The sequence below is a fragment of the uncultured Traorella sp. genome, from assembly GCF_944327115.1.
In the GTDB taxonomy this organism is placed as follows: Bacteria; Bacillota_I; Bacilli_A; order Erysipelotrichales; family Erysipelotrichaceae; genus Traorella.
In genome coordinates this window covers 1-21,149 of sequence record NZ_CALVGS010000020.1, presented here as the reverse complement: position 1 = coordinate 21,149, position 21,149 = coordinate 1, and the positions used below count along the sequence as shown (strand labels likewise).

At 35.7% G+C, this 21,149-nt stretch carries 19 protein-coding genes, 1 other RNA gene and 1 other annotated feature; of the genes, 18 read left to right on the top strand and 2 right to left on the bottom strand.

What is annotated here, in order from left to right:
- Window positions 1–110 precede the first annotated feature (110 nt).
- Window positions 111–245: a 50S ribosomal protein L34 gene (gene rpmH, locus Q0K35_RS01805; RefSeq protein WP_071441036.1), complete on the bottom strand. Its 135-nt coding sequence runs from the start codon at window positions 243–245 to the stop codon at window positions 111–113.
- A 625-nt stretch (window positions 246–870) separates the two neighbouring features.
- Between rpmH and dnaA the strand changes: the two genes are divergently transcribed.
- The 13 genes from dnaA (at window position 871) to recR (ending at window position 14,913) form a co-directional block, all read left to right on the top strand.
- Window positions 871–2,217, top strand: coding sequence for a chromosomal replication initiator protein DnaA (gene dnaA, locus Q0K35_RS01800; protein ID WP_294560966.1), 1,347 nt, complete (start codon window positions 871–873; stop codon window positions 2,215–2,217).
- 137 nt (window positions 2,218–2,354) lie between these two features.
- Window positions 2,355–3,473: a DNA polymerase III subunit beta gene (dnaN, locus tag Q0K35_RS01795; protein ID WP_294560965.1), complete on the top strand. Its 1,119-nt coding sequence runs from the start codon at window positions 2,355–2,357 to the stop codon at window positions 3,471–3,473.
- A 179-nt stretch (window positions 3,474–3,652) separates the two neighbouring features.
- Window positions 3,653–3,856, top strand: a complete 204-nt coding sequence (locus tag Q0K35_RS01790) for an RNA-binding S4 domain-containing protein (RefSeq protein WP_294560964.1) — start codon at window positions 3,653–3,655, stop codon at window positions 3,854–3,856.
- Window positions 3,856–4,965 carry a DNA replication/repair protein RecF gene (gene recF, locus Q0K35_RS01785; protein ID WP_294560963.1) on the top strand — a complete coding sequence of 370 codons (1,110 nt, stop codon included), beginning with the start codon at window positions 3,856–3,858 and terminating at the stop codon, window positions 4,963–4,965. Before Q0K35_RS01790 ends, recF begins: the two co-directional genes overlap by 1 nt.
- Window positions 4,949–6,895 carry a DNA topoisomerase (ATP-hydrolyzing) subunit B gene (gene gyrB / locus Q0K35_RS01780; RefSeq protein WP_294560962.1) on the top strand — a complete coding sequence of 649 codons (1,947 nt, stop codon included), beginning with the start codon at window positions 4,949–4,951 and terminating at the stop codon, window positions 6,893–6,895. The genes recF and gyrB overlap by 17 nt, the downstream gene beginning before the upstream one ends.
- A gap of 15 nt (window positions 6,896–6,910) precedes the next feature.
- Entirely contained in the window at window positions 6,911–9,358 is a 2,448-nt protein-coding gene (gene gyrA, locus Q0K35_RS01775; RefSeq protein WP_294560961.1) for a DNA gyrase subunit A, read from the top strand.
- A gap of 13 nt (window positions 9,359–9,371) precedes the next feature.
- Window positions 9,372–9,577: a binding site (T-box leader), on the top strand.
- A 41-nt stretch (window positions 9,578–9,618) separates the two neighbouring features.
- On the top strand, window positions 9,619–10,902 hold the full coding sequence (serS, locus tag Q0K35_RS01770; RefSeq protein WP_294560960.1) for a serine--tRNA ligase: 1,284 nt from the start codon (window positions 9,619–9,621) through the stop codon (window positions 10,900–10,902).
- 95 nt (window positions 10,903–10,997) lie between these two features.
- Complete coding sequence (locus tag Q0K35_RS01765; protein WP_294560959.1) at window positions 10,998–11,687, top strand: class I SAM-dependent methyltransferase; 690 nt, start codon at window positions 10,998–11,000, stop codon at window positions 11,685–11,687.
- A 94-nt stretch (window positions 11,688–11,781) separates the two neighbouring features.
- Window positions 11,782–11,871: signal recognition particle sRNA small type (gene ffs / locus Q0K35_RS01760), an RNA gene on the top strand.
- Window positions 11,872–11,882: 11 nt separating this feature from the next.
- Complete coding sequence (locus Q0K35_RS01755; RefSeq protein WP_294560958.1) at window positions 11,883–12,329, top strand: nucleoside deaminase; 447 nt, start codon at window positions 11,883–11,885, stop codon at window positions 12,327–12,329.
- A gap of 43 nt (window positions 12,330–12,372) precedes the next feature.
- Entirely contained in the window at window positions 12,373–14,019 is a 1,647-nt protein-coding gene (gene dnaX, locus Q0K35_RS01750; RefSeq protein ID WP_294560957.1) for a DNA polymerase III subunit gamma/tau, read from the top strand.
- A 4-nt stretch (window positions 14,020–14,023) separates the two neighbouring features.
- The gene (locus Q0K35_RS01745; protein ID WP_294560956.1) at window positions 14,024–14,320 is read left to right on the top strand and encodes a YbaB/EbfC family nucleoid-associated protein; all 297 of its coding nucleotides are present in this window, start codon (window positions 14,024–14,026) and stop codon (window positions 14,318–14,320) included.
- Window positions 14,320–14,913 (top strand): recombination mediator RecR, encoded by a 594-nt coding sequence (gene recR / locus Q0K35_RS01740; protein ID WP_294560955.1) that lies wholly within the window; start codon window positions 14,320–14,322, stop codon window positions 14,911–14,913. The genes Q0K35_RS01745 and recR overlap by 1 nt, the downstream gene beginning before the upstream one ends.
- 71 nt (window positions 14,914–14,984) lie before the next feature.
- Here recR and Q0K35_RS01735 read toward each other — a convergent pair whose 3' ends face one another.
- Complete coding sequence (locus Q0K35_RS01735) at window positions 14,985–15,740, bottom strand: DeoR/GlpR family DNA-binding transcription regulator (RefSeq protein ID WP_294560954.1); 756 nt, start codon at window positions 15,738–15,740, stop codon at window positions 14,985–14,987.
- 255 nt (window positions 15,741–15,995) lie between these two features.
- On the opposite strand from Q0K35_RS01735, the gene Q0K35_RS01730 reads away from it, so the two are divergent.
- The 5 genes from Q0K35_RS01730 to Q0K35_RS01710 all read left to right on the top strand — a co-directional run bounded on the left by Q0K35_RS01730 (window position 15,996) and on the right by Q0K35_RS01710 (window position 21,005).
- Window positions 15,996–17,054 (top strand): PTS fructose transporter subunit IIC, encoded by a 1,059-nt coding sequence (locus Q0K35_RS01730; RefSeq protein ID WP_294560953.1) that lies wholly within the window; start codon window positions 15,996–15,998, stop codon window positions 17,052–17,054.
- Window positions 17,055–17,113: 59 nt separating this feature from the next.
- Window positions 17,114–17,779 carry a transaldolase family protein gene (locus Q0K35_RS01725; RefSeq protein WP_294560952.1) on the top strand — a complete coding sequence of 222 codons (666 nt, stop codon included), beginning with the start codon at window positions 17,114–17,116 and terminating at the stop codon, window positions 17,777–17,779.
- Complete coding sequence (locus tag Q0K35_RS01720) at window positions 17,772–18,641, top strand: NAD(P)-dependent oxidoreductase (RefSeq protein WP_294560951.1); 870 nt, start codon at window positions 17,772–17,774, stop codon at window positions 18,639–18,641. Before Q0K35_RS01725 ends, Q0K35_RS01720 begins: the two co-directional genes overlap by 8 nt.
- A complete protein-coding gene (locus Q0K35_RS01715) occupies window positions 18,638–19,957 on the top strand; it encodes a hypothetical protein (RefSeq protein WP_294560950.1) in 1,320 nt (439 codons plus the stop codon). The genes Q0K35_RS01720 and Q0K35_RS01715 overlap by 4 nt, the downstream gene beginning before the upstream one ends.
- 415 nt (window positions 19,958–20,372) lie before the next feature.
- On the top strand, window positions 20,373–21,005 hold the full coding sequence (locus tag Q0K35_RS01710) for a transposase (protein ID WP_294560949.1): 633 nt from the start codon (window positions 20,373–20,375) through the stop codon (window positions 21,003–21,005).
- Window positions 21,006–21,149: the final 144 nt, after the last annotated feature.

Genomic DNA, 21,149 nt, shown 5'->3' with positions numbered 1-21,149 from the left:
AATATCATAACATAAATCATACTTAACTTTTTTATTCTCTTTCATTATCTTTCTGTCCATCAAAATTGAAATTTCCTAATATATAAAAAAGAATCACCTTGCGGTGATCCTTAAGCTGATAACACTTTTCTTCCTTTAGCACGACGACGAGCTAAAACGTTGCGTCCTCCAACTGTTTTCATACGAGCTCTAAATCCGTGAGTAGTCTGGTGTTTTCTCTTACTTGGTTGATATGTTCTTTTCATAGAGCCACCTCCATCTTTTCTAATCTATAAACTAATAGAACATTGCTTATTGATTATACAAAACAATTGAGTCAAAGTCAAATATTATTTATTTATGATCATCACGCATCATTCCTGCAATGATCAAGGAATCGGTATATAAGGTCTTTGAAATGAGCGGTAACGGTGTTGAAAAGACTTTATTCATAATTTATCTATGCTTTACATTTCTATAAATATAAACAGCTTATCTAACTTTTTTGTGGAAATATCCCTTTAAATTTTACTTGTTTTACACATTATTTGTGGATAACTTGGGGAATAAAAAAATAATTCAAAAAGAAGGCTGTGGAATTATTGAAAAGTCAAAATAGCCTTTATTTATAGGCTTTTTTTCACTTATACGATTGGGGAAAACATCCCCTTTTTCCACAATTGTTTTCCACGTTTTCCACAATTTCCTTTTCCACATATCACTTATCCACAAGTTTTCCACAATCAAAAGATGTGGAATTCTTATAAGTAATGATTCTTAAAGGTTATTTTTTAATTCTGGACTGTGGAAAACATCCTTTCAAAAAAAGTTGTCCTAGTAATTTATACTTTTTTGTTTTAGAATATATATGCTGAATTGAGGGAATAAGACATGTCAAATTATACAAGAAATTCTTTACAACTCATTTGGAATCAGACACTGGATAAATTAAAAACCGGTGCTTTTTTTGATATGGCTATTTTCAATACCTATATTCATGAATCAAAACTTTATGATCTGAATCAAAACGGAGCTGTTGTCATTGTTCCCAGCTTTGTATCCCGGCAAATTTTCGAAAATAACAAGGCTGTCATTGAAAAAGCTCTGAGTGAAGTGCTTGATCAAACGATTACCATTAACTTTACATTAAAAAAAGATATTCAAAACTATACCGAATTAAACGAAGAAAATAAGAAAATCATCCTTGAAGATAAATTATTAGATAAATATACCTTTGATAACTTTGTAGTCGGTCATTCAAACCGCGAAAGTCAGGCAGCTGCCCTGTCATGTGCGGTCAATCCCGGCGAATTCTTCAACCCGTTATTTATCTATGGTAATTCAGGTCTGGGAAAGACCCATCTGCTTCATGCAATCGGTAATTATGTAAAAGAGCATTCACCTGAAAAAAAGGTCATTTATATTTACAGCGAAGATTTTATATCTCTTATCGTCAATTCCATTCGTGATAAGACGATCGAGGAAGTAAAAAGGATCATCGAAGAAGCTGATTATCTCCTGATCGATGATATCCAGCGCTTGAAACAGGGAGAAAGAAGTCAGGAAATCTTCTTTAATCTCTATAATAATCTTTTTTCAAAAGGTAAACAGATCGTTTTGACAAGTGATATTCATCCAAGCGAGCTTAAAGGTATTGAAAACCGTCTGATTTCAAGATTTAATTCCGGATTGTCCGTAGGGATCGATTCTCCTGAATTTGAAACATCCTTAGCGATTCTGGAAAAAAAGATCGAAGAAAGAAATGAGCAATTATTAATTGAAAGAAGCGTGCTGGAATATATCGCTACGACCTATTCCAATGATGTGCGTGAACTTGAAGGAAATCTTAATAAGCTGATCTTTAAAGCGATCCTCTATAATCCGAAGGTCATCGATCTCGATTTCGCAATCATGGCCTTCAAGGATGATCCTAACAACAAATCGCCCGGGGTATTAACGGTTTCAAAGATAAAAAAGGCCGTCTGTGATTTTTATGGACTTACAAAATCGCAGCTGGAAAGCAAAATGAAGACGACAAATATTTCAAATGCCCGTCATATTGCCATCTATCTTTGCCGTAAACATCTGGATATGCCTTTTGCGAAAATCGGCATGGAATTCGGTGGACGTGATCATTCTACGATCATGGCTAGCTATGAAAAAGTCAATAAGCTGATCAAAGAAAAAGAATTATTTGCAAGTGCTGTGATGAAAATTGAAAAGAAACTGGGTATTTGATTCTTTCCCCACTGTTATCCACAGTCAAAATAGTGTAAAATAGTACCTGGGAATAAGAGTATTTCGGACTTTTCCACATTTCCACAGTCCTAATTATTATTATTCATTAAATAAAAAATATATAAAAGGAGGTTCCCATGAACTTTAAAATTTCAAAAACTGTCTTCTATAACGCTTTGTTGATTGCTTCAAGAGCTATTTCTAACTTTTCACCTCTGCCTGCTTTCAGCGGTATCAAGATTGAGGTAAAGACGGACTGTATCGTTTTGGTAGGAAGCGATTCGGACATATCTATAAAGACGATCATAAGAGCGGATGAAGAAGAATCGTTACATATATATGAAACAGGCAGCATCGTTATCGAAGCCAAGTATATTCTTGAGATCATTCGTAAAATGGATTCTGAAAATATTGAGTTTGAACTGATTGAAAATGCCAGTGCCCGAATCATTTCTGAAACCAGTGAATTTAAGATCAACGGTATGAGGGCAAACGAATATCCAAATATTGATTTTACCTGCCCGATCTTGAAATTTGATATGAAATCGGAGCTGTTGAAGGAAATCATTTCACAGACGTGTTTTGCAACCAGCAAGAGCGAAACAAGACCGGTGTTGACAGGTGTCAATTTTAACTGTTCACATTCAAGATTGAATTGTGTGGCTACTGATTCTTACCGTCTTGCGAAAAAGACGGTTGATCTTGAACAGGACCTTGATTTTAATATAACTATACCGGCAAGAAATCTTAATGAAGTCATGAAGACCTTGGATCTTGATGAGAATGTCATGATTGCTGTAAGTGACAAGAAAGCGCAGTTTGTGATTGCAAATACATTGATCCAGACAAGGCTGATCGATGGGGTATATCCGGAAACGGATCGTCTGATCCCGGTCAGCTTTGCTTATGAGCTGGAAATAGATTCCCAGGAAATCACCAGTGCAATCGATAGAGCCAGCTTTATTAAGAATGACGGTGTAAGTGTCATCAAGATTTCTTTGGATGAAAAGGAATGTTTATTGTCCAGCCGTTCTCAAGAAGTGGGTTCAAGTAAGGAAAATCTGAAAAACGGTGTCTTTAAGGGTGAACATCTTGATATTTCTTTTAACGGATTATATGTATTTGATGCCTTGAAGGTTATTAATAAGGGAAAGGTTCGTTTCAGCTTTTCCGGAGATATGAAACCTTTTATCGTTCAAAGTGAGGATGATGCATCGATCATCCAGCTGATCCTTCCTTTACGAACATATGCTTAAATAAAAAATAAGCCATGATGCGATTCTGATCAACTCATTGGGCATTCATTTGCCGATGTGCGGAGGAATCGCATTTTATTATGAAATAAATCCTTGATAATTCGTGTTTTTTGCTTTAAATTCCCCAAATAAGAGCGTAAATATGTTATAATTATATAGATGAGATAAAGGAGTTACGAATGGAAATCAAGCTGAATAAAGAATTTATCACACTGGGTCAGTTATTGAAAGTTACGGATTTTATTTCTTCTGGCGGAGAAGCAAAACGAATGGTAAATATGTTGGATATCTCTGTTAACGGTGAACATGAAAACCGTAGGGGAAGAAAGCTTTTCAGCGGTGATGTTGTAGTCATTGAAGGAAAGAAGTTTGAATTGATCTGATGTATATTTCGCATTTACATTTGGTTCATTATCGAAATTATCTGAATCAATCGTTTGAGTTTGACAGGGGCATCAATTATATCGTAGGTAAAAATGCTCAGGGAAAGACAAATCTGCTTGAAAGTATTTATTATTGTTCGACGACAAAGACTCATCGAAATGTAGACGATGTCAGCTGTATCTATGAAGGGTATGATGCCTTTCGCATTGATGCGGCAGTGATAAAAAAGAATCGAAAAGTGGATCTTACAGCTATTTATAGTAAATCAGGAAAAAATTTATATCTGTATCGAAATCCTGTAAAGAAGGTCAGTGATTTTGTGGGATTTGTGAATGCTGTTATTTTTTCGCCCAATGATATGAATATTTTCTCGGCACAGCCGCGCTTCAGAAGAAGGTTTATGGATATCGAACTTTCAAAGTGTTCTAAGACTTATATGTTTACCTTGAATGAGTTTTATCGAATTTTGAAGCAGCGAAATGCCTATCTCAAAACAGAAAATATCGATCATGATTATTTAAGCATACTTGATGAGAAATGTGCTGATTTGCAGTGTATCATTTTGCGGCAAAGATATAAATTTCTTCATGATCTGACTGAAATTTCTCAAAAATTTTATGATGAGCTGGCAAATGATTCTACTAAATTTTCTATTGTCTATAAAACCTTTGTTCATATTGCGGATGAATCGCAGATGAAGGAGGAAATAAAAACGATATACAAGAATAATTTTCAACGTGATCTCTTTTTAAAAACGACTGAGAAAGGGATTCATAAAGATGATTTTGTGCTGATGATCGATGGTAAGGATGCTGACGATTATGCTTCTCAGGGACAAAAGAGAACGATACTTTTGGCTTTGAAAGTAGGTATCGTCAAACTGATCGAGAAAATCATTGATGATGAGCCAATTTTGCTGCTGGATGATGTATTCAGTGAGCTGGATGAGGAAAGGCGTCGAAAATTATTGGATTTGTTGCCTAAGAACATACAAATATTTATTTCTACTACTGAAGAAATAGATAAAAATTATCAACGTCCGATCAAAACGATCGTGATACAGGATGGAAAGATAAAGGAGGAGCATCAAAATGGAAGAAAAACATGAGCTTTATGATTTAGAGGCTAAGGTTGAACATTCTTATGAGGCAGATGATATTCAGGTTCTTGAAGGACTTGAGGCTGTGCGTAAAAGACCGGGCATGTATATCGGTTCGACTTCGCAGAAGGGATTGCATCATCTGGTGTGGGAAATCGTAGACAATTCCATTGATGAAGCTTTAGCGGGGTATGCAACGGATATTCATATTCGTGTAACGAAGGATCATGTCGTTGAAGTTGAGGATAACGGACGAGGAATGCCGGTCGGTATCAACAGCAAGAGCGGCATCAGTGCAGTTGAAACGATCTTTACGATCCTACATGCCGGAGGTAAGTTTGGCGGAGGCGCTTATAAGGTTTCCGGTGGTCTACATGGTGTTGGTGCATCTGTTGTAAATGCACTCTCCAGCTGGCTGACTGTTTCGGTCTTTAATGAAGGCAAGGAATATTTTGTCAAGTTTGTGAATGGTGGCAATGTTGAAACACCTTTGCATGTCATTGGTGAGTGTGATCCTGAAAAACATGGTTCTTTGGTTACCTTCAAGGCAGATCCTGAGATTTTTCAGGAAACGTGTGAATATGATTTTGATACGCTGAATCAGCGTATTCGTCAGTTGGCCTTTTTAAATAAGGGAATACATATGCATTTTGAATTTGATCCTGAAGATAAAAAGGTGGATTATCTATATGTCGGCGGTATAAAGGAATATGTTGCTTATTTGAATAAAAATAAGGAGCCGCTTCATGAAGATATCGTTTATTGTGAAGGAGAAGACGAGAATGTTCTCTGTGAAGTAGCAATGCAGTATAATGACGGCTATATTCCAAATATTTATTCCTTCTGTAACAATATCAATACGGTTGAAGGCGGTACTCATGAAGAAGGATTCCGTCTTGCCTTAACACGTGTGATCAATAACTATGCAAGAGAGATCAATATGTTGAAGAAGGATGAATCCTTATCCAGCGATGATGTTCGTGAAGGACTTACAGCGATCATTTCGGTGAAGCATCCGGATCCGCAATATGAAGGACAGACAAAGACCAAGCTTGGAAATTCAGAGGTCAGAAAGATCGTTTCAAATATCTTCGGAAAGCAATTGGAGCGTTTCTTCTTGGAAAATCCTTCGACAGCCAGAACGATCGTCGATAAGGCAATATTGGCAAGCAAAGCACGTCTTGCCGCTAAAAAGGCCAGAGAGCTTACAAGACGTAAGGGTGATTTGGATATTACGAATTTCTATGGCAAATTGTCTGATTGTAAGAGCAAGGATGCCAGTGAATGTGAAATATTCCTTGTCGAAGGTGATTCTGCCGGAGGAAGTGCCATCAAGGGAAGAAACAGTATGACTCAAGCTATCCTTCCATTGAGAGGAAAGATCTTAAATGTAGAGAAAGCTCGTTTAGACAGAGCCTTATCAAATGAAGAAATCAGAACGATCATTACTGCTTTCGGAACCGGTATCGGTGAAGAATTTGATCTGTCTAAGCTGCGTTATGATAAGATCATCATCATGACGGATGCCGATGTCGATGGCAGTCATATTCGTGTATTGTTGTTGACATTGTTCTATCGTTTCTTTAAGCCAATCGTTGAAGCAGGGCATGTTTATGCTGCCCAACCACCGCTGTTTGTCATCAAGCATGGTAAAAAGATCAAGTATGTATTAAATGAAGCTGAAAGAGATGAATATCTTGCGACGCTTTCACCAAATACAAAATATGAGATCAATCGTATGAAAGGTCTTGGTGAAATGGATGCGGAAGAATTGAATGAAACAACGATGGATATCAACAAGCGTATCTTACGTCAGATTACTGTTGATGATGCCATCATGGCAGATGAGATATTTACGACTCTGATGGGTGAGGAAGTCGAACCTCGCCGGCAGTTTATTGAAAATAATGCGACATATGTGACAAATCTTGATATTTAATGGGAGGAGGATTTGATGGATCGATTAGAGAAAAATAACATTGTAAAAGAAGTCAAGGATTCCTTTCTTGAATATTCAATGAGCGTTATCGTGGCACGTGCATTGCCGGATTTAAGAGATGGGTTAAAACCGGTTCATAGAAGAATTCTATATTCAATGTATGAAAGTGGTTATACGCCTGATAAGCCTCATAAAAAGAGTGCCCGTATCGTCGGTGATGTCATGGGTAAATATCATCCTCATGGAGATTCCAGTATTTATGAGGCAATGGTAAGAATGGCCCAGGATTTCAGTTATCGTTATATGCTGGTGGATGGACATGGAAACTTTGGTAATATCGAAGGATATGGTGCTGCGGCAATGCGTTATACGGAATCCCGTCTGTCGCGTATCTCTTTAGAGCTTTTACGCAATATCAATAAAAATACCGTTGATTTTGATCTTAACTTTGATGAAAGTGAAAAAGAACCAAAGGTCTTGCCTTCACGTTTTCCGAATATTTTGGTAAATGGAACCTCCGGAATCGCGGTGGGTATGGCAACCAATATTCCTCCACATAATCTTTGTGAAGTGATTGATGGATGTGTAGCTTATATTGACAATCATGACATTAGTCTTGATGAAATGATGAAATATATCAAGGGACCGGATTTTCCGACCGGAGCAATCATTCTTGGCAACAGCGGCATTCGTAAAGCTTACGAAACAGGCCGTGGAGTCATTACGGTACGCAGTAAGGCACGGATCGAAGAAGAAAAAGGCCGTAATGTCATAATCATTGATGAAGTTCCTTATGGTGTCAATACCGCAGAGCTTAAAAATAAGGTTGCTGAGCTGGTACATAATAAGATCATTGATGGTATCTCTGATTATCATTCTGATTTAAAAGATGGTATTAAAATTACGATCACATTAAAAAAAGATGCCAATCCGCAAGTGATTTTGAATCAGTTGTATAAACATACTTCTTTTCAGACTTCTTATGGAATCATCTTATTGATGCTTGATCATGGTGTTCCTAAAACATTAGGACTTTTAGATATCATTCGTAAATATATTGATTTCCAGAAAGAAATCATTGAAAGAAGAACACGCTATGATCTTGATGTGGCACAAAAAAGAGTCCATATCTTAGAGGGATTGAAAATTGCGCTGGATCATATTGATGAAGTCATTCGTTTGATCCGTTCTTCAAAAAATGATGATGAAGCCCGCAGCGGTTTAATGGATCAATTCCAATTATCTCAGGTACAGGCAAACGCTATTCTTGAAATGAGATTGCGTCGTTTGACCGGTCTGGAAAGAGAAAAGATCGAAAACGAGTTATTGGAATTATTCAAGCAGATCGATGCTTTGAAAGAAATATTATCCAGCGAGGCAAATATTTTAAAAGTCATCAAAGATGAGCTTTTGGAAATTAAAGATAAATATGGCGATGAAAGACGTACAAGCATCGATATGACAGCGATTGAATATATTGATGATGAATCGTTGATACCGGAAGAACAAATTGTTGTTACAATGACACAGACAGGCTATATCAAACGTATTCCTCTTAACACATATCGTACTCAGAACCGTGGCGGTAAAGGTGTCAAGGGATTAAATATGAATGAAAATGATGTTGTTGAAACATTGTTGAATATGTCAACACATGATTATCTTTTGGTTTTCACGAATAAAGGAAAGGTTTTCCGTTTGAAAGGATTTATGCTGCCATCAGGAAGCAGAACGAGCAAAGGAATTCCGATCATCAATCTGATAAATATCGAAAAAGATGATAAGGTACAGGCATTGGTAGCATATTCACCAAATGAGGATGCAAAATATTTATTCTTTGCGACAAAGAAAGGTATCGTCAAACGTACACCTGTTTCAGAATTTGAGTCAATACGTCAGAATGGTAAGATTGCCATCGTACTGAATGAAGATGATGAGCTTATTGATGTGAAAGGTACAACCGGAAATGATGAAATCCTGATTGCTGCGACAAATGGTAAATGTGTTCGCTTCTCAGAAAAAGATGTTCGTCCTATGGGAAGAAAATCAATCGGAGTCAAAGGTATGAATGTTGATGGTTCGGATGTTGTCGGTATGGCTCTTTCAACTGAAGGTGAATCTATTTTATCTGTGACAGAAAAGGGTTATGGTAAGAAAACACCAATTGCTGATTATCGTATGTGCAAACGTGGGGCAAAGGGTGTCTTAACTGTCAATGTTTCTGAACAGACAGGAAAACTTACTTCAATTCGTTCTGTCAATGGTGATGAGGATGCAATGATCATTACTAATGAAGGTATCATCATTCGTTTGAGCCTTGATAAGGTTGCAAACTATGGACGTAATACAAAGGGTGTCCGTCTGATCAATCTCAGTGATAGTGATGCAATTGTCAGCAAGGTTACGATCGTTGAAAAAGAAGAAGAAAATGAAGAAGCCATTGACAATTCTTCTCAGGAATGATTAAATATACTCGTTTAAAGCGATGATGAGGATAAGTAGATACTGTTAGCTTGCAGAGAGATAACGGATGGTGAAAGTTATCAGTGAAAGGTATTGAAATCAACCTTGGAGCGAGCGGAGGAATTAAGTATTCCGCTACGGTGGTTCCGTTATAACTATCGAGAGGACAAGTAATCTTACTTGTCAAAAAGGGTGGCAACACGAGGTATCGTCCCTTTAATACGATACCTCTTTTTTTATTCAAAGAGGAGGAAAAAAAGATGATCGATATAAAATTGATCCGCGAGAATCCTGATTTAGTTCGTGAAAATATAAAAAAGAAATTTCAGGATCATAAACTGCCATTGGTAGATGAAGTTATCGAATTGGATAAGGAAAACAGAAAAACAAAGCAGGAAGCTGAAAATCTGAGAGCTGAACGTAATAAAATATCTAAAACGATCGGTGCGCTGATGGCCCAGGGAAAGAAAGAAGAAGCCGAAGAAGTCAAGAAAAAAGTAAAAGAATTTGCCGGCAGATTGGAAGAACTTGAAGCTAAAGAAGTGGAGCTGGGAGAAAAAGTAAAGAATATCATGATGGTCATTCCAAACATTATCGATCCTTCAGTACCTATTGGCAAAGATGATAGTGAAAACGTTGAAGTCCAGCGTTATGGAGAACCAAAAGTACCTGATTTTGAAATTTCTTATCATACTGAGATCATGGAAAGTTTCAATGGTATCGATTTAGACAGCGCAAGAAAGGTTGCCGGTAATGGATTCTATTACCTGATGGGTGATATTGCACGTTTACACAGTGCTGTAATTTCATATGCTCGTGATTTTATGATCGATCGTGGATTTACGTATTGTGTTCCGCCATTTATGATTCGCAGCAATGTGGTAAATGGAGTCATGAGCTTTTCTGAGATGGAAAATATGATGTATAAGATAGAAGGTGAAGATCTCTATCTTATTGGAACAAGCGAACATTCAATGATCGGAAAATTTATTGATACGATCATTGATGAAAAAGATCTTCCTTATACATTGACTTCTTATTCACCTTGCTTCAGAAAAGAAAAAGGAGCTCATGGTATAGAGGAAAGAGGTGTATATCGTATCCATCAGTTTGAAAAACAGGAAATGATCGTTGTATGTAAACCTGAGGATTCAAGCATGTGGTATGATCGTTTATGGCAAAACACAGTTGATTTTTTCAGAACCCTTGATATACCGGTGAGAACCCTTGAATGCTGTTCCGGTGATTTAGCCGATCTAAAAGTAAAATCAGTGGATGTAGAAGCATGGTCGCCAAGACAAAAGAAATATTTCGAGGTAGGTAGCTGTTCAAATTTAGGAGATGCACAGGCAAGAAGACTACAAATTCGTGTTAATGGTGAAAATGGAAAATATTTTGCCCACACATTGAATAATACGGTGGTTGCTCCTCCTCGTATGTTGATTGCATTCTTGGAAAATAATCTGAATGCAGATGGTTCAGTAAATATTCCGGTAGCCTTACAGCCATATATGGGTGGAAAGACAAAAATTGAAAAGAAATAATGTTTCACGTGAAACATCATAAAAGTGAGTGAATATCCTCACTTTTTATTTTATTCTGTGATAAACTAGTATCATGAAATATACTGGGAGGAAAAATGAATAAAGAGTACTATAAAGCATACAATGACAGATATAAGCAGGTCCATGATCATTCACTCCAATGGGCTTCAGATAATCCTTCAAATATCGTGTCAGATACAATTTTGAAATACCACATTTCGCCAACAGATAATATTTTAGAACTCGGCTGTGGTGAAGGAAGAGATGCAGCTTTTTTATTAGAAAAAGGATATCATGTTCTTGCAACGGATGTGTCAGAAGAAGTTATTCAATACTGTCAAAAAAAATATTCGAAATATTGTAATGAATTTAAAGTAATGGATTGTTTAAAAGATCATTTAGATGGAACATTTGATTATATTTATGCAGTTGCACTTTTACATATGCTTGTATTAGATGAAGATAGATATCAATTTTATAAATTCATATATGACCATTTAGATAATGATGGTATTGCTCTCATATGTACGATGGGAAATGGTAAATTTGAAAAGAAAAGTGATATCAATGAAGCATTTGAATTAGATAGAAGAATACATACTGAAACACAGAAAGAACTGATGATTGCACAAACATCTTGCAGGATCGTTAATTTTGATACATTTGTTAGTGAAATTAATTCTAGCGGCTTGAGTATTATTGAAAAAGGCATGACACACATAGAACCGGATTTTCCTATGATGATGTTTGCTGTCGTAAAAAAAGATAATGAATCATCTTTATAATAGTTATAAATACACGTGTTAAAGGATCACAAACACAGAATTGAAAAGATATAACTTTTACCTTGTATAAAGTAACAGAGTTATGTTATAATGTCATAGCTATCACAATGATAACTACTGAACCTGGTCAGGTCGGGAACGAAGCAGCCATAAGGTGGCGCTGTCATGTGTGGTAGCTTTTATTATAGGTGAAATATGGAAAAAAGATACATGGAGCTTGCTTTGAAAGAGGCAGAAAAAGCATTCAAGAAAGATGAGGTGCCGATTGGTGCGGTAATCGTTTATGATAATCAAGTTATTGCGAGAGCACATAACTTGCGTGAAAAAAAACAGATGTCAACTGCTCATGCTGAAATACTGGCAATCGAAAAAGCTTGTCGCAAACTAGGAAGCTGGAGATTAGATAATTGTGAACTTTATGTGACGCTTGAACCGTGTCCGATGTGTGCGGGAGCAATACTGCAGTCTAGAATAAAAAAAGTAGTCTATGGTGCCAAGGACCCTAAGGGTGGATCCATTGAATCAGTCATGAAAATGTATGAAACGAAGGGATACAATCATTATCCGGAAACGCTCTATCTTGAATGTGAAGAATGCTCGAAGATTTTAAAGGATTTTTTCAAACAAAAAAGAATGAAATAGATAAACGATAATGATATAATAAAAAGCAGAAAGCAGGTGTTTTATGGCTTATATTGCATTGTATCGAAAATATAGACCAACGAATTTTGAAGATGTCGCAGGACAAAAGCATATTGTCAAAACACTTCAGAATGCTGTACAACAAAATCGTATTGCGCATGCTTATCTTTTTTGTGGACCAAGAGGAACAGGAAAAACAAGTACTGCGAAAATATTCGCAAAAATGATCAATTGTGAAAGTAAGACCAAGCGTCCATGCGGAAAATGTGATAATTGCCTTGCAATCCAACAGGGAAATCATCCTGATATCATAGAGATAGATGCTGCCAGTAATAATGGTGTCGATCAGGTTCGTGATCTGATTGAAAAAGTAAAGTATGCTCCATTGAAAGGAAAATATAAAGTTTATATCATTGATGAAGTACATATGATGAGCTCGGGGGCTTTCAATGCCCTATTAAAAACGATCGAAGAACCACCGGCACATGTAATCTTTATTTTCGCAACCACAGAACCACATAAGGTGCTGCCGACGATCATATCCCGTTGTCAAAGATATGACTTCACAAAAATCAGCGTTAAGGATATGATGGAGAGCATAAAAAAAATATTGGAGAAGGAAAATATCCAATATGAAGAAGAAGCAGTGCGTCTTGTATGTCAGCTGGCTGATGGTGGAATGCGTGATGCATTAAGTATCGTTGATCAAGTTATTGCATATTCACTTGATAAACTTACCTGTGAGGCTATTAATGCAATCTATGGAATCGTAACTGTTCCTGAAAAAATAGAGCTTCTTCAGATGGTGTCAAATCAGGATGCCAAAGGTTGTATGCAGAAAATCAATGAATTTGCAGAACGTGGCATTGATATAAAAAGATGTACTAATGATATGATTGAAATATTAAAAGAAAGTGTTATCCACGATTACACAAAGGATGCTTCGTTGTGTACCATATTAAATAAAGATGAGATTCATGATGCGAAGCTTGGACGTTCTACAAAGGAAAGATTGTCTATGATTGAAGAGTTGATCAAGACTTATGATCAATATCGGTTCGCATCCAATATACAATCTTATTTTGAGGTGTGTCTATTGAATATGATGTCTATTGAAGATAAAGAAGTGAATGTTTCACGTGAAACATCTTCAACTGATGATATATCTGATATACCTGAAACTGCAGAAGAAAGTGTAATCGATTCACCACCTGAAACAAAACAATCTGTAAAAAAAGAAATAAAAGGATTAGATCATGAATATATGCTTTCATTGCTAGTAGGAGCTAATAAGACATATAAACATGAAGATTTATCAAAGCTAGAAAAGCTATCAAATTATTATCTTAGTCCGGCATGGGCAAGGTATGCAAATCTGTTACGAGATATGAATTTGGTTGCCAGCGGTAAAGAATATATTATCGTTGGTGTTAAGAACGAAGCAATTGCAAATGAAATCAACGAATTAGATGCTCAAGGAGCTTTTATAGATTTCATGGAAGTCCTATTATCAAAGAAGAAAAAGGTATTTGCTATTACAAATGAGGAACAGAAACAGCTTATCAACGAATTTATACAACGTCAAAAAAGTCATACGTTACCGGAAGCAGCTTCAGTAAAGCTGGAAGAAGATAGTCTTGAATTAGTGAAAAATCTATTTGGAGAAGAAAATATAGAAATAAAGGAGTAAGAAGATGAATATACAAGCATTATTAAAACAGGCTCAGAAAATGCAGGCTGATCTAAAAAAAGTCGAACAGGAATTAGAAGCCAGAGTTTATGAAGAAGAAAATGAATTTGTTCGTGTTGAATGTGATGGAAAATATCATATCAATACGATCGAAATCAAAAATAAAAATTTAGAAGATATTGAAATGCTTCAAGACATGATTGCTGTTGCAGTTAATAAGGTCATTGAAAAAGCTAAAACGGAACATGAACAAGAGCTGTCAAAAATTACAGGCGGCGTTAAAATGCCGGGAGCATTCTAATGTATCCAGCATTATTTGAAACACTCGTAGAGAGCTTTAGAAAATTGCCGGGAGTTGGACAAAAGACAGCTGAACGTTATGCTTTTGAATTTTTAAAATGGGATCAGGAAGAAATTGATGAATTTTTAAAGGCTTGTTCTTTAGCGAAAAAAAATCTCCATACATGCAAGATATGTGGTAATTTAGCGGAAGATGAACTATGTGAAGTTTGTAAGGATACTACCAGAGATACGAGTACGATCTGCGTGGTTGAACAAGTGCAGGATTTAATCGCCATGGAAAAGACTCATGAATATAAAGGTGTCTACCATGTTCTTAACGGAGTAATTTCACCATCAAAAGGGATACTTCCGGATGACATCAATATAGATTCATTGATAAAAAGATGTGATGATACAATCTCAGAAGTGATCATTGCGACAAATCCAACAGTTGAAGGAGAAACAACAGCTTTATATTTATCAAAACTTTTGGAAAAGAAAAATATTCAAGCGACAAGAATCGCTCATGGCCTGCCGATGGGAGCTCATTTAGATTATGCAGACGAAATGACATTGATCAAAGCCATGGAAAACAGAAAAAAGATGGAATAAAAATCAGAGCAATCTGATTTTTTTTATGTGATATGAAAAAATAGTATCATCATATAAATGCTTACTACACTTTATACAGATGGCCAAAGTAATTCAATTTGATTACTGGAACAATAATCAATATACGACTGATCAGGCATTTGATCTGTGATGATGGTATGAAAAGCATTAACAGAAGCGAAAGTCGCTAAACCTGCCCGGCCAAATTTACTGTGATCGACTACAAGGATAGATTGTTGAGATTGTTTAACAGCCAAGCTTTTTATATCATGCTCACAAATATCAGAATTAGTAGCTCCTTTTTGTAAAGAAAAACCATTTGCAGCTATAAAAGCTTTGTCCAGGTTATATTTTTTTAATATCTTTACTGTATCATAATTTGCACAACAGTTTGTGGAATTAATAAATTCACCGCCAAGAAAAATAATCTTGAAATTTTTAAATTTCTTACATAAATATACGACATTCATATTGTTGGTGATTATCGTGATGTTTTTGACATTTTTAAGAGAGTCGATAATATGAATCGTTGTCGTTCCGGAGTCGATAAAAATAGAATCATTATCTTTGATCAGTGAAGCAGCTAATACTCCTATCCTGTGTTTCGATTGTATATTTCGATCGAACCTTTTATCATAAGGTATCGTATTGATGACTGCACGAACACCACCATAATGTTTCTCGATGAGTCCTTGCTTTTCCAGTATATCTAAATATCTTCTTAATGTACTTTCAGATAATTCAAACTGATGTATCAGTTTTTCCATAGAGATTTCTTGTTCGGATTCAATGAGTTCTTGAAGCATGTTGATTCTTTCTTTTTTCATATCTTTTATTCCTCTTATTTATTACGTTCACATAATATCAGATATTTATTCAATCGGCGAGTTAAATATTAATAAAAATGAATAATTTCATCAAAATTATAATTAATTTTGTCAAAATTAATAAAAAAATTAGTGAATTTATTCAAAATATTATCATTTTGAATTGATTACTTTTTTTATAATCCATAAAATGAAAGTAGGACATAGATCTTTTCTAATCAGCGCTGAATCATATGAAAAGAGAAGGAGGGTAATATGTCAAAGAAAAAAATTAGTATAAGAACAAGTCTTATGACAGGTGTTTCTTATATGGTACCGGTGATCGTTGCAGGAGGACTTTGTATTGGTATTGCAAGAATTTTAGGCGGTTATGATGTTGGTAATGCTGAAGGTACAATTGGTTATATGATTAATCAAATCGGAAATGCTTCCATGTCATTTATCGTACCGGTTTTAGCTGCTGCGATTGCTTATTCAATTGCAGAAAGACCGGGTATTGCACCGGGTCTGGTAGCGGGTTATTTATCGACACAAATTCAGGCAGGTTTCTTAGGAGGAATCTTTGGAGGCTTGTTGGCCGGTTATGTTGTTGCGGCAATTATAAAATATATCAAGCTTCCTAAAACAATGCAGGGACTTATGCCTATTATTGTAATTCCGCTGATTTCAAGTTTAGTTGTTGGTTTAGTAATGATCGTATTAATCGGTCCTCCGATCGCTGCATTACAATCATGGATTTTAGCGACAATGACATCATTACAGGGTGGATCGAAAGCTTTGCTTGGCAGTATTATAGGTGCTATGATGGGTTTTGATTTAGGAGGTCCGGTGAATAAAACAGCTTGCCTGTTCGCAAATGGCTTATTAGCTGAAGGTGTATATGGACCAACGGCAGCTAAATTGGTCGGTGGAATGATACCTCCACTTGGAGTTGCTTTAAGTGTATTGATTGCCAGAAAAAAATATACTCCTTCTGAACATGAAGCTGCAAAAGCAGCGTTACCGATGGGACTTTGTTTCATAACTGAAGGTGTATTACCTTTTGCCGCAACAGATCCGATTCGTGTCATCGTTTCTACGGTTGCTGGATCAGCTGTTGGCGGAGCACTTACAATGCTATGGGGAGTTGAAAGTCAGATTCAGGCAGGTGGTATCTTTATCGTACCGTTCATGAATAAACCTTGGATGTTTATGCTGGCATTAGTTATTGGATCTATCGTAACAGCTCTCGTTTTAACATTATTGAAGCCTGCCAAACCAGTGACAACAGAAGAAACAGAAGAAACTGTAGAATTAGATATAGATATTAAATAAATAGCATGTCTGTTGTTTCATAAATACTTGAAACAACAGACATATCTTAGGAGAAATATATGAAATATTTTTTAGACAGTGCAAAAATTGATGAAATACGATATGCATATAAATATTTGAAAATAGATGGTGTTACAACAAATCCGAATCATATAAAAAATAGTGGTAAATCATTTAATAAAATATGCAAAAAACTGGCAGATGAGTTTAAAAATGTAAATTTTCCGATTTCTATTGAAATAGATCCACATATGGATAAAGCTGAGGATATGATCCGTGAAGGAAGGAAATATGCGTCATTATCTTCAAATTTTGTCATAAAGATTGCCTGTACTGAACAGGGACTGATTGCTGCGGAGCAATTAGTGAAAGAAGGAATCAAAACAAATATTACACTTGTTTTCTCTGTATCTCAGGCACTTCAGGCAGCTCGTATCAATAGTACATATGTATCACCGTTTATTGGATGGAAAGAAAACAACGGTGAAGATGGAGTCAGCTATCTGAAGAATATAAAAGATATCTATCAAAATTATGGTTACAAGACAGAAATCATAGCTGCGGCAGTACGTAATGGATATCAAATTGGAAAAATAGCTGCTTATGGTATTGATATCGTTACGGCAGGTTTAAGTGTTTATCAGGATAGCTTATATCATCCATTTACAAGCTATGGCATTCAGAAATTTTGTAAAGCGTGGGAGGAAACGAAGCAAGATGAATAAAGTAATAGGATTCATCGGTCTTGGAATCATGGGAGAAGCAATGGCTGCAAATTTGATCAAAAAGAGTGGATGTAAGGTCATCGTTTATGATATCATTCCTGAAAAAATAGAAGTTTTAACGAAATTAGGCGGTAAGAAAGCCAGTTCTGTGGAACAGTTAAGTGCAGACAGCGATATTATCATTACAATGGTGCCTGCCTCGAAACAAACGATAGAAGTGTATGAGAATATTTTGAAAGGCTTACGTAAAAATGCGTTGTGTATCAATATGTCAACGATTGAACCTGATACGCATTTGAAAATCGTAGATCTTGTTGAACAGAAACAGGCAAACATATTAGATGCACCAGTTGTGAAAAGTAAGGCAGCAGCCATTGAAGGAAAGCTTGGCATTTACGTCGGAGGAAGGGAAGAATGTTTCGCAGAGGCGTTACCGATTCTTTCATGTATGGGTGAACAAATCAAATATATGGGAGGTCATGGTAAAGGACTCTATATGAAGATCTGTCATAATATGTTAGTTGCAGCTATTCAAAATGGAGTGAATGAAATGATGGTACTGGCCAGTAAAGCAGGGCTGGCATTAGAGAAGGTCATACCGGCAGTATCTATGGGTGGCGGTCAAAATGCCTATTTGGATACAAAAGGCGATATGATTCTTAATGAAAACTTCGAACCGGCTTTTTCCGTATTGAATATGCATAAAGATATTCATATCGCTAAGCAAATAGCTCAAGCATATGAACTGGTACTTCCAGCCTTAGATATAAGTACAGATATTTATGATCAGGCCGTAGAAAAATATGCTTCACTAGATTTTAGCGTAACCTATAAAGTTGTAAAGGAAAAAAATCACATATGAAAGAAAAAATAAAAATAGGTGTTGTTTGTCTTGCAAGAAATACCTATGATGTAGAAGCGGCAATACAGTTGTATAAAAATACACAAAAAGAATTGAATGAAAAAAAGGAGTATCATTGGATCATAGAAAAAGAAGTGATCATTGAAGATGAAGATGCGATAAAGAGTGCCTTAAAATTTAAGGCAGAACATATTCAGGCTTTGATACTGATCAGTGGCACCTTCCATTTAGGAACATTGGCTTTGAAATACAGCCAATATCTTTCCGTACCAATACTTTTATGGGGATATCCTGAACTTCCTTATGATGGCGGTAAGATACGATTAAATTCGTTATGTGGAGTGAATTTGGATGCAAGTAATCTTTATAAGGCAAATAAAAAATCATTTCATGCTTCAATCCGATCAACTGTCGATGAAGCATTTTTAGATGCGATAAAGATTCAATATACTTTAAACCAAGCACATATCGGAATCATAGGACATCATGCTCAAGGTTTTTATAATATTGATGTAGATGAATTATCTATATATCATAAATTTGGTATTCTTATAGATCATTATGAATTAAATGATATCTTCCATATGAAAGAAGAAGAGCATGATGTTGAAGATTATATGATAAGAATAAAAAAGATCTTCGATCTTTCAGATATCAATGAAGCTCAATTATCAAAAACAGCGATATTGTGTGCCAAAATAAAAAAGTTTTATCATCAAAACAAATTAGATGGATTAGCAATACGGTGTTGGCCGGAATTTGCAAATGGATATGGTATAAGTCCATGTGCAGCAATGTCGATCCTTCAAGGAGAAGAAATGTTGCTGGCTTGTGAAGGTGATATAGATGGATTGATTTCGATGATGGTCCATCAGGCATTAGGTTTAAAAACACCTTTTTTAGCGGATCTTTCACAAATTGATCAAGGTCAGAATACTATGTTGCTTTGGCATTGCGGTGTAGCTCCCATAACATTATGGGATGGTGTTAGCATTCGTTCACTTGATACATATTTCGCGCAAAACAGAGGACTTACAACAGGATTTGTCTTAAAACAGGGACATATCGAATTACTTCGTTTTGACAGTGTTCATGGAAAATATAGAATATATACTTGTGAAGGAACAGTTATACCAATGAAAAAAGAATTAAGAGGAACTTATGCATTGGTTCAACTAAAAGTGCCAGTAGATGAAGTATTCAATAAAATTGTAGAAAATGGTATTGCTCATCATTTTTCAATGAGTTATGGACATGTTCAAGAAGCTATACAGATATATGGCAAGCTTTATAATATACCAATAATTAAATGTTAGGAAGAAGCTAAAAAATTTATCCTAAAATTATAGATGTATGATCTTCAATACTTTTGACAACCCCTCGTTTAAAAAATATATCAAGATCATAAAATATTAAAAACAGCCTTCTTTGGTATCATTTTTGGGGATTCTAAATAATCCTGTGGTCTAGGCTATAAACAGTGTGTGGTTATGCTATCACAACTATGTGGAAAGTTATAACAGCGTGTGTGGTGTGGCTATGACAAATTTGTGGTTTATATGAGGAAAAAGGGGCTGTAACGAAATAAAATTAGAGTAATAACGAAAAAAGGCTATGGAAGAATCAGCAGAAGCTGAAAACCATGGCCTTTTTTGATATAATTAGACTATGGAAACTACCACATTAACACAATCTAATTACATAAATGATTATAGCGCATTGCAGTTATCTTTGCCAATAGATTTAGGTTTAAAAATTGAATCTGATGATGAGGCTGTTTCTTTCTTAAAGGCGATAGAAGGAGTGAATCTAAAAAAGTTTCTAGTACGTAAAGAGCGCCGAGGCAGAAAGGGATATGATAATGTAAAGCTGCTTAAAGCTGTACTGTTCGCAAGAATGAATAACGTGAGTGAAACCAGAAAGATCGCAGCACTGTGCAGACATGATATTCGATTCATGTACATCATGAATGAAGAAAGACCCAGCCATATGGCTTTTGAACGCCTGCTGGTCAACTATCTGCAGTATGATATTGATTATATTTTCTTTGAAGTTACCAATCATATCGCCAGTGAAATGTCAGTAAACAAATCGGCTCAGCATATCGACGGCACAAAAGTAGAATCCTATGCAAACAAGTATTCTTTTGTGTATAAGAAACGGATTCTTAATGCAAGGAGGAGGATGTTTACAAAGATCAGCGAAGCGATTCTTGAATTGAATGCAGAAAGAGGGTTCAGCTATCCATGCCAGAGCGGATACTGCGCACAGGAGATAGGATATATAGCCCAGTATCTGATTATAAATGCTAACATAAGAATGTACAGAAATGATCATTTAAAAATGTACAAAGTTAAAGTATAATTTCATAGTTATTGGATGGAAAAGACACGTGTTAATCAACTATGAAATCAATACGAATCTAGAAATAAATTGTTTAATGGATCTTAATAAATTGAAGAATTTACAAAATAATGGTCTGAAAGTTAATAAATCTGAATTAGCCAG